General features: G+C 65.1%; 24 protein-coding genes. All 24 read left to right on the top strand.

What is annotated here, in order from left to right; genetic code table 11:
• The first annotated feature begins 27 nt into the window (after positions 1-27).
• Positions 28-2,244 (top strand): AAA family ATPase, encoded by a 2,217-nt coding sequence (locus tag NVV79_RS18565; RefSeq protein ID WP_303992398.1) that lies wholly within the window; start codon positions 28-30, stop codon positions 2,242-2,244.
• On the top strand, positions 2,244-2,717 hold the full coding sequence (locus tag NVV79_RS18560) for a hypothetical protein (protein ID WP_303992396.1): 474 nt from the start codon (positions 2,244-2,246) through the stop codon (positions 2,715-2,717). Before NVV79_RS18565 ends, NVV79_RS18560 begins: the two co-directional genes overlap by 1 nt.
• A complete protein-coding gene (locus NVV79_RS18555; protein ID WP_303992394.1) occupies positions 2,714-3,394 on the top strand; it encodes a hypothetical protein in 681 nt (226 codons plus the stop codon). The genes NVV79_RS18560 and NVV79_RS18555 overlap by 4 nt, the downstream gene beginning before the upstream one ends.
• The gene (locus NVV79_RS18550; protein WP_303992392.1) at positions 3,391-3,924 is read left to right on the top strand and encodes a VUT family protein; all 534 of its coding nucleotides are present in this window, start codon (positions 3,391-3,393) and stop codon (positions 3,922-3,924) included. Before NVV79_RS18555 ends, NVV79_RS18550 begins: the two co-directional genes overlap by 4 nt.
• Positions 3,921-4,250, top strand: a complete 330-nt coding sequence (locus NVV79_RS18545) for a hypothetical protein (RefSeq protein ID WP_303992390.1) — start codon at positions 3,921-3,923, stop codon at positions 4,248-4,250. Before NVV79_RS18550 ends, NVV79_RS18545 begins: the two co-directional genes overlap by 4 nt.
• Positions 4,250-4,474 carry a hypothetical protein gene (locus NVV79_RS18540; RefSeq protein WP_303992388.1) on the top strand — a complete coding sequence of 75 codons (225 nt, stop codon included), beginning with the start codon at positions 4,250-4,252 and terminating at the stop codon, positions 4,472-4,474. The genes NVV79_RS18545 and NVV79_RS18540 overlap by 1 nt, the downstream gene beginning before the upstream one ends.
• A gap of 85 nt (positions 4,475-4,559) precedes the next feature.
• Entirely contained in the window at positions 4,560-5,060 is a 501-nt protein-coding gene (locus NVV79_RS18535) for a transglutaminase-like cysteine peptidase (protein ID WP_303992384.1), read from the top strand.
• On the top strand, positions 5,057-5,272 hold the full coding sequence (locus tag NVV79_RS18530) for a hypothetical protein (protein ID WP_303992381.1): 216 nt from the start codon (positions 5,057-5,059) through the stop codon (positions 5,270-5,272). The genes NVV79_RS18535 and NVV79_RS18530 overlap by 4 nt, the downstream gene beginning before the upstream one ends.
• Positions 5,247-5,756, top strand: coding sequence for a hypothetical protein (locus tag NVV79_RS18525; RefSeq protein ID WP_303992379.1), 510 nt, complete (start codon positions 5,247-5,249; stop codon positions 5,754-5,756). Before NVV79_RS18530 ends, NVV79_RS18525 begins: the two co-directional genes overlap by 26 nt.
• 118 nt (positions 5,757-5,874) lie before the next feature.
• Positions 5,875-6,600, top strand: a complete 726-nt coding sequence (locus NVV79_RS18520; protein ID WP_303992377.1) for a hypothetical protein — start codon at positions 5,875-5,877, stop codon at positions 6,598-6,600.
• Positions 6,597-6,845: a hypothetical protein gene (locus NVV79_RS18515; protein ID WP_303992374.1), complete on the top strand. Its 249-nt coding sequence runs from the start codon at positions 6,597-6,599 to the stop codon at positions 6,843-6,845. The genes NVV79_RS18520 and NVV79_RS18515 overlap by 4 nt, the downstream gene beginning before the upstream one ends.
• Positions 6,832-7,518 carry a hypothetical protein gene (locus NVV79_RS18510; protein ID WP_303992372.1) on the top strand — a complete coding sequence of 229 codons (687 nt, stop codon included), beginning with the start codon at positions 6,832-6,834 and terminating at the stop codon, positions 7,516-7,518. Before NVV79_RS18515 ends, NVV79_RS18510 begins: the two co-directional genes overlap by 14 nt.
• Positions 7,515-7,925, top strand: a complete 411-nt coding sequence (locus NVV79_RS18505) for a hypothetical protein (protein WP_303992369.1) — start codon at positions 7,515-7,517, stop codon at positions 7,923-7,925. Before NVV79_RS18510 ends, NVV79_RS18505 begins: the two co-directional genes overlap by 4 nt.
• Positions 7,922-8,128, top strand: a complete 207-nt coding sequence (locus NVV79_RS18500; RefSeq protein WP_303992366.1) for a hypothetical protein — start codon at positions 7,922-7,924, stop codon at positions 8,126-8,128. The genes NVV79_RS18505 and NVV79_RS18500 overlap by 4 nt, the downstream gene beginning before the upstream one ends.
• On the top strand, positions 8,125-8,427 hold the full coding sequence (locus NVV79_RS18495; RefSeq protein ID WP_303992364.1) for a hypothetical protein: 303 nt from the start codon (positions 8,125-8,127) through the stop codon (positions 8,425-8,427). The genes NVV79_RS18500 and NVV79_RS18495 overlap by 4 nt, the downstream gene beginning before the upstream one ends.
• Positions 8,427-8,702, top strand: coding sequence for a hypothetical protein (locus tag NVV79_RS18490; RefSeq protein ID WP_303992361.1), 276 nt, complete (start codon positions 8,427-8,429; stop codon positions 8,700-8,702). Before NVV79_RS18495 ends, NVV79_RS18490 begins: the two co-directional genes overlap by 1 nt.
• On the top strand, positions 8,699-10,615 hold the full coding sequence (locus tag NVV79_RS18485) for a DNA cytosine methyltransferase (RefSeq protein ID WP_303992358.1): 1,917 nt from the start codon (positions 8,699-8,701) through the stop codon (positions 10,613-10,615). The genes NVV79_RS18490 and NVV79_RS18485 overlap by 4 nt, the downstream gene beginning before the upstream one ends.
• Positions 10,615-11,031, top strand: coding sequence for a DUF2493 domain-containing protein (locus tag NVV79_RS18480; RefSeq protein ID WP_303992355.1), 417 nt, complete (start codon positions 10,615-10,617; stop codon positions 11,029-11,031). Before NVV79_RS18485 ends, NVV79_RS18480 begins: the two co-directional genes overlap by 1 nt.
• On the top strand, positions 11,031-11,699 hold the full coding sequence (locus tag NVV79_RS18475) for a hypothetical protein (protein WP_303992352.1): 669 nt from the start codon (positions 11,031-11,033) through the stop codon (positions 11,697-11,699). The genes NVV79_RS18480 and NVV79_RS18475 overlap by 1 nt, the downstream gene beginning before the upstream one ends.
• 115 nt (positions 11,700-11,814) lie before the next feature.
• The gene (locus NVV79_RS18470) at positions 11,815-12,051 is read left to right on the top strand and encodes a hypothetical protein (RefSeq protein WP_303992349.1); all 237 of its coding nucleotides are present in this window, start codon (positions 11,815-11,817) and stop codon (positions 12,049-12,051) included.
• Complete coding sequence (locus tag NVV79_RS18465; RefSeq protein WP_303992347.1) at positions 12,044-12,433, top strand: hypothetical protein; 390 nt, start codon at positions 12,044-12,046, stop codon at positions 12,431-12,433. The genes NVV79_RS18470 and NVV79_RS18465 overlap by 8 nt, the downstream gene beginning before the upstream one ends.
• Entirely contained in the window at positions 12,433-12,984 is a 552-nt protein-coding gene (locus NVV79_RS18460; protein WP_303992344.1) for a DUF1643 domain-containing protein, read from the top strand. The genes NVV79_RS18465 and NVV79_RS18460 overlap by 1 nt, the downstream gene beginning before the upstream one ends.
• Entirely contained in the window at positions 12,981-13,193 is a 213-nt protein-coding gene (locus NVV79_RS18455; protein WP_303992342.1) for a hypothetical protein, read from the top strand. Before NVV79_RS18460 ends, NVV79_RS18455 begins: the two co-directional genes overlap by 4 nt.
• On the top strand, positions 13,190-13,444 hold the full coding sequence (locus NVV79_RS18450; RefSeq protein ID WP_303992339.1) for a hypothetical protein: 255 nt from the start codon (positions 13,190-13,192) through the stop codon (positions 13,442-13,444). The genes NVV79_RS18455 and NVV79_RS18450 overlap by 4 nt, the downstream gene beginning before the upstream one ends.
• Positions 13,445-13,540: the final 96 nt, after the last annotated feature.

Below are 13,540 nucleotides of genomic sequence, written 5' to 3'. Positions count from 1 at the left end.
GACGACTAGACTTGGAAGTGCGGGCGAATGGCTGGGGCCGATCAAAAGACCGACGAATTTGCGAGGCACGCCGCGGCTGTCGCCCGAGAGCTGTTCGGGGCAGAGAACCCGAAGCTATCAAGCAAGGATGCGGAGCTGCGGTTTGGCGAGCATGGCCGCCATTCCGTCGATCTGAAAAAGGGCACCTATTTCGATCACAAGGACGGCGAGGGCGGGGGGGTCTTGTGGCTGATCGAGCGCGAGACGGGGAAAGCCGGGCGCGATGCCGTCGAATGGATGCGCGATCATGGTTTTCACATCGAGGACCGCGAGGCGGCGCCGCCGCCGGCCTCTGGCGGAGCGTCAGCCCAGGGCGGCGCGCGCAATGGGCCGCGCTATGATCGCAATGGTAATTGGCTTCCCAATCGCGTCCCCGATCACGCCGAGCTGACCAAGGTCTTTGACTATACCGAGCCGGATGGCTCGACGATCCGCTATCAGGTGGCCCGCTTCGACTGGACCGACGAGACAAAGGAGAAGGGCAGGGACAAGACCTTTGTCCAGCGCGCCCCCGATCCGAACCGCAAGGATCGCTTCAATTATACCGTGAAGGGGATTGAGCCCCTTCCATATAGGCTCGCCGAGCTGCTTGAGGATATCAAGGACGGCTCGGAAATCTTCATTTCCCCCGCGGAAAAGAAGGTGGATATGCTGCGGGAGCTGGGGGTTCCGGCAACCTGCAACAGCGGGGGCGAGGGCCGGTTTCCCGAAGAAATAGCGCACTGGTTCAAGGGCGCGAACGTCACCGTCATTGAGGACAATGATGAGGCTGGCCGGAAATATACCGGCAAGGTCGCTGCCGCCCTTGAGGGCTATGCCAATCGCGTCCGCTATTTGCGCATCCCCGGCTTGCCCGAGCATGGCAATGTTGACGACTGGCTTCCGGCCGGCGGCACGGCCGAGCAGCTTTATGCGCTGGCGCGCCATGCGCCGCCGGCCGAGGCCACGCCTTTCGAGAGCCGCTTCGGCGCGGTGTCCTGGCTGGATTTCGATTTGGCCGGCCCCAGCTATGAATATCTGATCAAGGGCGTTCTCACCGCCGGGGAGCTGTCCTTGCTGCTCGGCGAGAGCCAGTCGGGAAAGTCCTTCCTCGCGATTGATATTGCCATGGCGGTGGCGCGGGGCGTCGATTGGTTCGGCCGGCGCGCCATGGAAGGCGGCGTGGTCTATCAGGCCGGCGAGAGCGCGATTGGCGTTCGCCGCAAGCGCTTCCCCGCCTATCGCAAGCATTATCAGGTCGCCGACCAGCCGCTCCCGGTCGTCCTTCTGCAGCAGCCCCTCGATCTCTATTCGAGCGATGATCCGACCGACGCCTTCATTGAGGAATGCAAGCATTGGGCGCGCACATTCCATGTGCCGCTCCGCCTGATCGTAATCGACACTTTCAATAAGGCCACGCCAGGCGCCAACGAGAATGACGGCAAGGATATGGGCGTCGTCCTCGCCCGCTGCGATCGGATCAGGGCAGCGACCGGCGCGCATGTGCTGCTCGTCCATCACCTCAATGCCGGCGGCACCAAGGCCCGCGGCCATACCTCGCTTTTCGCCAATGTTGAGAACGTGATCCTGACCCGGAAGGTCGAAAACGCGCATGACAAGGATCAGCGCGCCATTCGCGAGTGGACGATCTCAAAGCAGAAGGATGGCGAGGACGGCCAGACCGGCCGCTTCGTCCTGCCGCAGGTAGTGCTCGGCCAGGATCGGGACGGCGACAAGATTACCTCGTGCATCGTCGCGCCGCCGGCAGAATTCCCCGGCGCCGAAATCCCCAACAACAGCGCAATCCAGCTCGGCGGCAAAAATCAGGTCGTGTTGCGCGCGCTCTATGACGTGCTTGAGGACGAGACTACGGGGAATATTGCGCCGCCAGAATTCAAGCTGCCGCTAGGCGCCCGCATTGCCTCCCGCAAGGATCACGCTGCCAAATTCTATGCGGCCGAGAAGCCGGACGATTTCAGCGAAAAGACCGACGAGGAGAAGGCGAAGATCGAGGCCGCCGCTCGCCAGGCCCTGTCCCGAGCCCGCGGCACGCTTTTGTCCAAGGCGATCATCGGCATGGACGAGGAGAATATCTGGCTGACCGGCAAGCCCGTGATGGGCTTTGGGCCGCCGCCGGGCATCAGCCGCCGCCGCAAGCGCGAGGAGCAAGAGCCGCCGCCACCCGACAACCTGCCTTTCGCCGAAGATGACCTGGAGGGTTTCTGATGCACGATATGGACCTTTCCGATGTCTGGACGCCGAAGCTGGTCGGCGAGCGCCTGGTCGAGGCCGTCCGCTGGGCTCGCTATAATGCCGGCGCAACGGCGCCGGCCTCGGTGCGGGCGCTGATGCCGACGTTCATTCCCACGGCGAATGACTTCGAGGCCGAAGGCTGGGGCCATCGGGAGCGGGCCGAGGACGACGATGCGCCGCCGCCCGAAGCCCCGCGGCGGCTTTCCCCGGCGAAGGTCAGCGCGATCCTCGATGCGCTGTTTTGGTGCGCAAGATACACCGTCGATGGCCATCCCGGCTCCACGCGCGTCCTCAATCGCTGGATTGTCGCCAAGGTCTATCGGATGAATTTCGATAAGCTCGTCGATCGGGAATTCTCGATGAGCCGGCAGCATGCCTATCGGCTTCGGGATCGCGCGCTCGCGGCCATTGCGATGGGGCTGACGCGGGATGGGGTTGCGCCATGATCCATTATCACGGCACCCCCATTACCCCGATCTCGGCACTCCTCGATCTGAGGGGAGCCCACTTCTGCGTCAGCCATGCTCGACCCGATGACGTGAAGCGCGTTCACATGATCGGCCAATCGGTCATGCTCGACAATGGGGCGTTCTCGAAATGGAAGCGCGGGCGAGAGACGAACTGGACCGCCTATTACGATTGGGCCGATCGTTGGCTGGACTTCCCCACGACCTGGGCGGTTATCCCCGACGAGATCGGCGCCGGCTGGCAGTTGCAGGATGCGTTGATAGGTGAGTGGCCGCACGGCGTTCGCGGCGCCCCGGTATGGCACATGGACGAGCCGATAGACCGGCTCCTCAAGCTCGCCGACGAATGGCCCCGCGTCTGCGTCGGCTCGACCGACGAATTCTCGATCGTTCTCTCGCCCGCGTGGCGCCGCCGGCAAGATGAACTTTGGAACGCGATTGCGGCGCGGCATCGCCGCTTGCCCTGGCTTCATATGCTCCGGGGAATGCAGCTGAGCGGCGGCCCCTATCCCTACGCCTCGGTCGATAGCACCGATATCGCCCAGAACCATAACCGCCCACAAAACTCGCCCAGCAAGATGCGCAGCCGCTGGGACGCCCAGCAGACGCCGGGGCGCTGGAATTCTCAACCCGAACAAATGGAGCTGAGCAATTGAGAACGCTCGGATATGCCGCCGTGGCGGCCTTCGCCGCGACCGTCCCGCTTGCGAACTGGCTCATCGGAAATGTCGGGACGGAATGCTATCCGGGCGGCCCATGCGTCATTCCGGTTTGGCCCGGTGTTGTCGCCCCCTCCGGCGTCCTTATGGTCGGTGCGGCGCTGGCCTTGCGCGATGCGGTCCACCGTTTGGCGGGCTGGCGCTGGGCGGTTGCCGCCATCGCAATTGGGGCCGCCCTGTCGGTTCCTTTCTCCCCGCCCGGCCTCGTCGCCGCGTCCTTGTCCGCCTTCGTTCTTTCCGAGCTGGCCGACTTTGCGGTCTATGCGCCGCTTGCCAGGCGCCGTCTCGCCATCGCTGTTCTTGCCTCGGGCGTTGCCGGGGCTCTTGCTGATAGCGCGCTTTTCCTCGCCTTGGCCTTCGGCTCCCTCGATCTGATGGCTGGGCAAGTCATCGGCAAGGTCGCCTTTTCAGCCCTAGCGGCGGGGTTGATCCTGGCGACGCGGTGCCCTGCTGGGACCGCGCCGTGAGCACTCCCAATACCGAGCGGCCCGACCAGCCCGAGGCCGCCGCCCCCAAGCCAAAGGAGCGCCTTGCGCCCAAGCTCGGCCTGCGCGGCATGACGACGTTCATCATGGACCTTCGCCTGCGGGCGCGCTTCTCCGATCTGGCCCTTGAGGAGCAGCGCCGCGCCCTGATCGAGGCCGGCCGCATCGACGATGCGAAGGCGCTAAGCCGCGATGCTGATTTCACCTCCATCTGGCTTGAGCCCGACGATCTGGAAAAGCTCGAAGACGTGGCCGAAGTGCTGGATTGGCTTTATCTTGAACGTCAGAAATCCAAGAGAAAATATTGATGAACGCTCGCCTCGCCGCCTATCTTTCCGGCGCTCCCTATCTCGCGCGCTCCATCTATCTCAAGGGCGGCGGCAGGGTTGCTGTCCTCGATCGCACGCGCCGCTGGAAGGCCGCCGCGCGGGCGATGCGGGCCGCCGGCAAGCGTGATCTGCATATTGCGCTGGCCTTGGGCAAGAAGCGCCCCGATATCGAGCGCGTCCTTTCGATGTCGTTCCGCTTCTAGCGGATAAATCCAATAACTCGTTGATAAGAAATCCAAGATAGCTTAACGCTAAATCCAACATTTGAGTTGGTTTGGAGAGCTATCCATGAAACGGGCTATATCCCTTGCCGCCGCCCTGGCCTTCCTTTGCGCCCCCGCCGCATTGGCGGCGCCGCCCCCCATCCCCTTCGGCTTTTTCTGCGCCGCCCATCCGGCGGATTGCCAGCCTGCGCGGGCCAGCTCGATCGAGCTGACCGACGAGGCCATGGCGATCCTGAAATCTGCCAATCGGCAGGTGAACCGCTCGATCCGGCCGGCCCGCGATGCGGCCGATGCGTGGGAGCTGAACCCGGCCAGCGGGGATTGCGAGGATTATGCCCTTTCCAAGCGCCATCTGCTGCTCGGCGCCGGCATCGACGCCGGGGCGCTGCGGATCGGGATTGGCGAAGCGGTGGGCGAAACCCACGCGGTGCTGATCGTGATCACGGATCGGGGGCCGCTCGTCCTCGACAACCAGATCGGGGCGATCCGCCCGCTGGCATCCTCGGGCTTCCGGCTTTCGTGGCTCTCGGGCGCCAATCCGATGCGCTGGGAGCGGGGGCTATGATCTGCGCCGCCGCCCAGCAGCCAGGCGTTGAGGGCGCCATTCTCTCGATCCTCAAAGACCCCATCGTTGCCATTGCCCTCGCTCGCCAGATCGACCGCGAGGCCGGGGTCAGCATCACCGCCAATCTGCAGGAGGCCGCGCTCGCTGTGATCGCCGCCCGCAACCCCAACAAAGAGGAGCACCACCATGTGGGGACGCCGCAGGCCGCATGAGGCCAATCACGTAAAGATAGCGCTCGGTCTCGCGCCGTTGCCTGCGGAAATCGATCGCGGGAATAGGGAAGCGGTCGCCAAGGCGCTCGCGGTCATCGACGAACCGCGCGCAGCGCCACCTGCGCCGGCTCCCAAGATCGCGCCGACGCCGGTTCCGCCTGATCCTGCCGGCCATCTGTCTTTTGCCAAGCGCGCCGTCGCCGAAATGACCGACCGGGAAGCCGCGATCCTGATGATGATCGAGGACGAGGAGCGCCGGCATATCGAGCGCAATCGCGAGCTGGCCTTGCAGGTCCGCAATGTCCGCATGACGCGTGCCTTCTACGCGACCGCGCCGAATTTCCTCACGCCGGAAACGCCGATGCCGCCCAGCGCGCCCGATGCGCCGGCCGCTGATCCAGCGCCGCCGCCGAAGCCGAAGCGCTCGCGGCGCCCGAAAGCCGCCCAGGCAGACGCCCAGCAGCAGGAGGCCGCAAATGGCTAACCCGCGCGAGAGCTTCCAGAACCTCCGCCGGTGGCTTCACCGGATCGAGGAGGCTACCAATAGCGCCGCAGCGTCCGGCCCTCTCGCTCGCGCTGTCAATAGGGCGGCATGGTGCGCGTTGACCGGAAGGCCGGCTCCCGATGGGTGCGGGCTCCCTATCGATGATGTCGATACCGAACTCCCGCCGCTCGCCCTTGGCCGCGCCGAGGCCGTCGAAATCATGCGCGAGCTTGCGCATGTCAGAAGCGCTCTCGAACTGTTGCCCTACCGGACGGCAGTCGATCCGATCCGGCGCCTTGCCGAAGTCTGCGACACGCTAAAGGAACTTGCGCCCGGCGGGTTCCTCGATCTCTGCGAGGGCTGCGGCCGGCCGATCGGCCTGGACGATCCGGGCGTCGTTTCCGACACCGAAAACGGCATCTATCTTTGCCCGGCCTGCGGGCCATCGCCCGAGGAGATCGCCGCCCAGCAGGCCGAGATCGAAGCCGGCGACGTTGACGCGGTGGATCGCGCGAACGCCGCCCGCCTCTACACCGATGCCGTTGACGCCGCCCTCGCCGAGGGCTGGGTCGAATGGAACGGCGGCGAGTGTCCGCTCCATGCTGACGCGCAGGTAAGGGTTCGGCTGCGCAGCGGCGTCATCAGCACGGGCCGGTCGGCCGAGTTCATCTGGCTGCATGGTGATGAGATCAATTGCCTGCCTCCCGATGAGATCGTCGCCTATCGCATGGCGCTTTCCGCACCGGCCCCCGATGAGGAGCGCTCGGAAAGCCAGGCCGAAATTCATGCCGCGATGAGCGAGCCCGATGCGTCCGCCGAGGGCGCGGAAGGCGGTGCGCTGTGAAGGGCACCTGCTGCTACGTCCCTGATGAGGAGGGCTTCTGCATCAATTGCGGCGCCTTCCCCGCCGACGCCTGCCCCATGACGGGCGAGCCAGCTATTCCGGAAGGATCGCTTAGAGCCGCGCATGCCGAGCTGGCCGAAGCCTGGCGCGAGCTTGGCGCCGCCTTCATGGCGACGCCCATCGGCCGCGCGCTCACCTTTCTCCTCGATCTGGTGGAAAGGACAGTGAACGATGACCGCTCGTGATCTTCCCATGCTTTTCAGCGGCCCGATGGTCCGCGCCCTGATCCGCGAGATCGAGCAGCCCGGCTGTGGCAAGACGCAGACGCGGCGCACGATCAAAAAGCCAGGCCTCATGGCAGCGCCCTACAATATGCGCGCGACCGACAAGGGCATCCCGGTCAGCATCGACGATTGGGGTGCAATCCACTATCGCCCGCTCCCGTACCGCGTTGGCGACCGGCTCTATGTCCGCGAGCATTGGCGCACCGGTGGCCAGCACGATCACCTGGCCCCGCGTGACCTCCCGCGGGAATGGGCAGGGCCGATAGGCTATATCGCTGACGAAGCGCCCAACTCGATCTCCCGTACCGGCCGCTTTCGCCAAGGCATGCACATGCCCCGCTGGGCCTCGCGCCTGACGCTCACCGTCACCGATGTGCGGGTCGAGCGGCTGCTGGATATCAGCGAGGCGGATGCGATCGCCGAGGGCATCATTCATCCTTGGAACAAGCGCTACCCGTTTGGGCTCCAGATTAGCGATGACGCCTATTGCTTGGGGAATACGGCCACCCAGGCTTATCGCGCCCTCTGGAACCACATTAACGGCCCCGGCTCTTGGGACGCGACCCCTTGGGTCGCCGCCTACACCTTCACCGTCGCCGTGGGCAATATCGACACGCTGGCGAGGGCGGCATGAGGATCAAGTGCCCCCGCTGCGAGGCCGAGATCGACCTGATCAATCTCGGCGTCCACATGGACATTCATACCTTGGCGGCGGCTAATCTGGCCGCGCCCTCCGTCCCCGATTGGGTCGCTGGTTTCCTCAACCGGCGCACCGACATTGAGCATCAATTGCGGCTTTGCGCGGCAGGTAAGCGCGGGCCGATCGAGGCCGCCGAGGCTCTTGACCTGGCGAACAGGCTCGCAGTCCCCGATGAGTTTATGGGCCGGCAGCAGCCGACGCCGTGGGAGGTCGCCGAGCAAATCGCTGCGGCGATCGAGCCCAAGACGTCACCCCGCCCCTATTCGATCGTCGCCAGCAAGCGCCAGGCGCTTCATTGGGCCGCCTCGGTCGCCCGCTCTCTATTCCCGAGGCCGGTATGAGCTTCGTCCCGCTCAAGGATAAGTCGCCGGCTGAGCAGCGCGATTTCCTGCTTTACTACGCAGGCGTCATGGAGCGCGAGGCTGATGCCCGCCCCGGCCAGAATTGCGATTGGATGCGCTCGGGCGCTGAGCGTGCCAAGCGCGAGGCGGCCGCAATCGACCAGACCCCGGCACAGGGCGACCTTTTCGGGGCGCCGCAATGAAGCGCCGCGCTCCATCCCCGCCGCCCAAGCGCAAATGGGCCGGATCGGCAACGCTCAAGCGTCTGCACAAAGACCCTGAATTTGCCGCTGCGCGCGATGAGCGCGCCCGCGCCCGCATGATCGAGCGCCAGGCCGAAATGCAGCGGCTTTCGAAGGCCGCCCGCCGCGGCGTCGATGTCCCGCCCGAGCTTGAGGCCGAATGGAAGGCCCTCACGAACCGACGCCGCAAGGGCGCGCTGTCCAATGCCGAGGCCGCCGCCGCCCTCGGCCTGCAATTCAATGGAAAAGGAAAAATCTGATGGTCGCAATCGACCGGAACGACAAGGTGACGATCTATAGCGCCGCGATCAATGTCGCGCTCGCCGAGGCCGGCAAGCAGGCTGGCGATCCCGATATCCATGCCGCGCTGACCGCGCTGGCGCATTCCACGGCCTATCTGATCGCGAAGATCAAGGACCGCAATGTGCGCCGGCTGGCCGAAAAGCATCTAGCCGACGAGATCGGCCGCCTGGTCGCCGCCGAGGTTAATGAGCGCATCTTGCGCGAGCAGGCGGTGGCGGGAGCTTCCTCATGACCGCCATGCTTCCTGCTAGCGGCTCGATAGTCGAATTCACCCACTTCCAGCTCTTTTGCGGCCTGGGCGGAACGGCCAAGGGCTTCAATCGCGGCAAATCCCGCGTTGGCGGCTTCGAGGGGCGCTTCCGCTGCGTTGGCGGCATCGATGTCGATCCGGCCTCGATCCGCGATTTCTCCCGCATGGCTGGCGTGCAGGGGACGGTCCTCGACCTGTTCAGCCTCGAGCAATACACCGCCTTTCACGGGCACGAGCCCCCGGCCGATTGGCGCCAGGCCATGCCTGAGGATGTCCGCGCCGCCGCCCATGGCGAATTTCCCGATGTCGTATTCTTGTCGGCGCCTTGCAAAGGCTTCTCTGGCCTGCTCGGTGAGGCGCAGAGCAAGACGGCGAAATATCAGGCGCTCAATGAGCTGACGCTGCGCGGCGTCTGGCTGATGCTCGAAGCCTTCAAGGACGATCCGCCGGGCCTGATCGGCTTCGAGAATGTGCCGCGCATCGCCAAGCGCGGCCGGCATCTTCTGGATCAGATCATCGCGCTGCTGCGCAGCTATGGCTATGAGGTTTCCGAGACCACGCATGATTGCGGCGTGCTGGGCGGCCTCGGCCAGTCCCGCAAGCGCTTCCTGCTCGTCGCCCGCCATCGCCAGAAAGTGCCGCCCTTTCTTTGGGAGCCGCCAAAGCGCCGCCTGCGCGGTGTGGGTGAAATCCTCGAAAAGCTCCCGCTCCCTGGCGATCCGCGCGGCGGCGTCATGCACCGCATGCCGGCCCTGCAATGGAAAACGTGGGTTCGCCTGGCCTTTGTCGAGGCGGGGTCGGATTGGCGAAGCCTCAATAAATTGCAGGTTGCCGATGGCGTTCTCTCCGACTTCGGCATCATGCCGGAGCGGCAATGGCAGGCCGGCGTCCTGGGCGTGCAGAATTGGGATGAGCCTTCCGGCGTGGTGGCGGGGCGCAATGGCCCGACAAATGGCAATTTCGCCGTCGCCGACCCTCGCTTCGAGGGCCTGGACTATAAGCAGTATGGCGTTCGGAAATGGGCGCAGACCACGGGCGCGGTGATCAATGTAAAGGCGCCGGGGCAGGGGGGCTTTTCGGTCGCTGATCCTCGCCTTGAGGGCAAGGTCTTCAACAATATCTTCCGCATCGTGCCGTGGGAAAAGCCGGCAAATGCCGTTGCTGGACCGGGCGGCGCTGGCGGCCCTGCTGTCGCCGATCCGCGCCCTGCCCAGCGCGAGGATTACACGCAGGTCAAGTATCGCGTCACATCGATGGACGAGGCCTCGGGCGCGGTGATCGCGGCCAGCACGACCGGGACGGGGGCATTCGCTGTCGCCGATCCCCGGCCGCTCGCCCTCAATGCCGATCATCGCGAGGGCTATGAGACTGGTGGCCATTATGGTGTGGTGCCTTGGAAAGACACCAGCCGGGCGGTCCCCGGCTTTGCCAAGAACAACAATGGCCCATGGTCGGTCGCTGATCCCCGCCATGCCGAGGGCGATCCGGTAATAGAGCTGCCGAAGGCCAGCGACCGCCTCGTTGCGGTGATCCGGGCGCTGGATGGCACATGGCATCGGCCCTTCACGACCCTTGAGCTGGCGGCGCTGCAAAGCCTGGTCGATCCGGACGAGATTTGGACCCCGGACCCGCTGATCGCCAAGCTGGGCGACATGACCGCGGGCACAGGATCAGGCTTCACCCTCGACGGCAGCTCCGACAGCGCGTGGCGCGAGCGCATCGGCAATGCGGTCCCGCCCGACGCGGCCGAGGCCATCGCTAGCGTCATGGGCACCACCTTGCTGCTCGCGATGACGGGCCAGACGTTCATGCTGTCGAGTGAGCCGATATGGGTCCAGCCGCTCGCGGTGGCGTTGAGCATCGATCATTCGCCCAATGACGGGATGCTCGACTGATGGCGCGCGTGATTGTCTGCGGCGGGCGGGTATATGGGAACCGGAGGCGGCTTCATGCCGTGCTTGATGCTGCCGTTCAGCGCCTCGGCCTTGACCATGTGATTGCGGGCGGCGCCATGGGCGCCGATAGCCTGGCCGCCGAATGGGCGCGGCTTCGCGATATCCCCATTGATGTGTTCAAGGCCCATTGGGGCCGCGAGGGCAAGGCCGCCGGCCATATCCGCAATGCCCGCATGATCGAGCAGGGCAAGCCCGACCTCGTGATTGCTTTCCCTGGCGGGCGCGGCACCGCGAATATGGTCGGCCAGGCCCTCGCCGCCGGCATCCCCGTCCATAAGATCGATTGGCCTGCCGAGGCCGAGAACGCTTTCCCCGAGGAGCCCGATCCGACCGGGCAGATGGCCTTGAGGTTGTGATGGCAAAATATTCGATCAGCTACACCCGCCCCGGCGAGCCGCCCGCGATCCATGAGCTTGAGGCGGGGAGCGAGCCCGCGGCGCGCATCCGCTTCCTCAATCTGAGCTGGGTCGCATTCTCGGATATCTCGATCAATAGCATCGCCATCGCGGCGGCTCAGCCCGAGGAGGCGAAAGCCAAGGCGCGGAAGGCGGTCACGGCCGGCGTGAAGCCGCATGCGTTCCGCTCGCGGTTCGGGACGGGCGATTGCATTGAATGCGGCCAGCCGGCAGGTCACGCGCTCCACAAGGGCTTTGACCCCACTATGGATTGGCGCCCATCGATGCGGAGCAAGGCGTCCGACAAGGCCGAGGCCGCTGCCGTCCGAATGAAGGCGGCAGGGGTCGAGTTTCAGCCTTTGCCCAATGTCGGGGCCGCCAGCAGCAAGCCGGCGGGCGTCGTGATTGAGCAGCCAAGCAGGCAGGGCGGCAAGCGGGCGCGAGCCGCCGCCCTTGGGCTCGATCCATGGGCCGAGGCCAATCGCCTTTCTCAAGAAATCGGCGATCTCGCCGACAAAGCCCAGGCCCTCACGCGGGCAGGGAAGCATGATGAAGCCGACGCCATGCGGGCGAAGGCCAAAAAGCTCGCCGCCATCCGCGCCGAGATCACCAAAAGGAACCGGAAATGATGGAATTCCTCACCTTTGCCTTTCAGGACTTCTGGCACTTCATCGGCTGCGCGATGCTTCTGGCTATCGCCGTCTCGCCGCTGCATGGCCTGGCCGTCTGGTTCGGGAGGCGCTGATGGCCGTTCGCACGATCTACGCACATGAGCCGGACATGAAAGGCCGGCCGACGTTCAATCAGCATGGCTGCTCTGTCGCAATCGGCACGGCCGATGATGGCTTGCTTGCCGTCAGCGTCTATGGCTTCGGCGGCGAGGAGGCAAATGAGCAAGGGCACGGTGCCTTCGCCGTGATTGATCGCGACGAAGCCCGCGCGATCTATGAAGCCCTCGGGCGGGAGCTGGCCGATGGCTGATATCGCCGAAATCGCCAAGCGCGCCCATGACACCGGCTTTGAGCAGGGGTCGATCGCGACCATCAATGCGATCCTGGCCTATCTCGATGCAACGCAGATGGCGGTTTCCGCCGTCGCCATCCGCAAGGCGTGGGAAAGCGGAGAAATCGCCAAACTGGCCGGCCTCGAAATGGCCACGCCGGCCGAGCCCTCGGCGGCCGATCCTGCGCCCGCGCCAACCCCGCCGGCCATCCTCCTCACGCCGCCGAAGATCAGCCGCGAGCAGGCGCGGGGCGCCGGCTATACCGGCGATGTCTGCACGAATTGCCAGTCCTTGCAGGTCAAGCGCAACGGCTCGTGCCTCGTCTGCGAGAGCTGCGGCCAGACGACGGGGTGCTCGTGATGGCCGCTGTCAAGGATCGCGTCGATATTGACGCGCTGATCGGTGCCGATCCGATCAAGGGCGCCTGGCTGTCCGATAGCGGTGTCTATCGCTACGCCCTTTGGCGGATATGGGATCGGCATTTGCCGCGCCTTCCGGTCTGCATGCTCAATCCATCGACAGCAGACGGACATAGGGATGACGCCACCATTCGCCGGCTCATCGCCTTCGCCAAGCGGGAGGGCTATGGCGGGATCATCGTTGTCAATCTGTTCGCCTTTCGGGCGACGGAGCCCACGAGCCTGCGAGGTCGCCACTATGATCTCATTGTCGGGCCGCGGAACAATGCGGCCATTGAGGCGGCGATCCCCGAAGGATCGGTCGTCCTTTGCGGATGGGGCGCCTTTGATGGGATGCAGCGCAATGGCCGTGGGCAAACCCGGAGCGCTGATTTCATGGGCTATCTCGCCCATGTTGAGGCCCGTCCTCTCTGCTTGGGGCGGACGGCAGGTGGCTCGCCGCGGCATCCGCTCTATGTGCGCGCCGATCAGCCGATGGTGGCGTTCGAATGACGCTTCCCCCTGAAAGGATCGGTGACAAAGGGCAGCGGTTCGCCCTCTACGCGACAGGCTGGCCCAAGGATGGCGCCAATGAGATCGCGTATGGCGATGACAAGTGGAAGCTCGCCGATATGGGCTATGCCCTTCTCGCTCGTCCTGGCGTTGGGGAGGCTTGGCTCCTCGATCGCCGGACGAATGAGAAGATTGAGATCGAGCGATGAGCTCTATCCGCCTCTCCTGCGCTGTCCCCGGTTGTCGTCGCACGCGAGGCGACCGCAAGGGCGATCCGCTGGGGCCTGGCATGGAATGGGTGTGCGGCGACCATTGGCGCCTCGTCCCGCGCCCGATGCGGGCCATCTATGCGCGCATTAAGCGCAAGGCCAAGCGCTGGCCGGATCGCCCGATAGCCGTGCATCGCATCTGGCAGCGCTGCAAGCGCGAGGCGATCGAGCGCGGGATCGGATTGAAATGAGCGGGCCGATGGTTTGCCTCAAGCCCGGATGCGCCCGCGAATGGCCGCGCGATCCTGCCCTTGAGGTCGCATGCCCTGATTGCGGTGCCGACATTG

Source organism: Devosia ginsengisoli, assembly GCF_024707105.1.
Lineage (GTDB): Bacteria > Pseudomonadota > Alphaproteobacteria > Rhizobiales > Devosiaceae > Devosia > Devosia ginsengisoli_A.
Note: the sequence above shows the minus strand (reverse complement) of the source record. Positions and strands in the feature narration are given on the sequence as shown.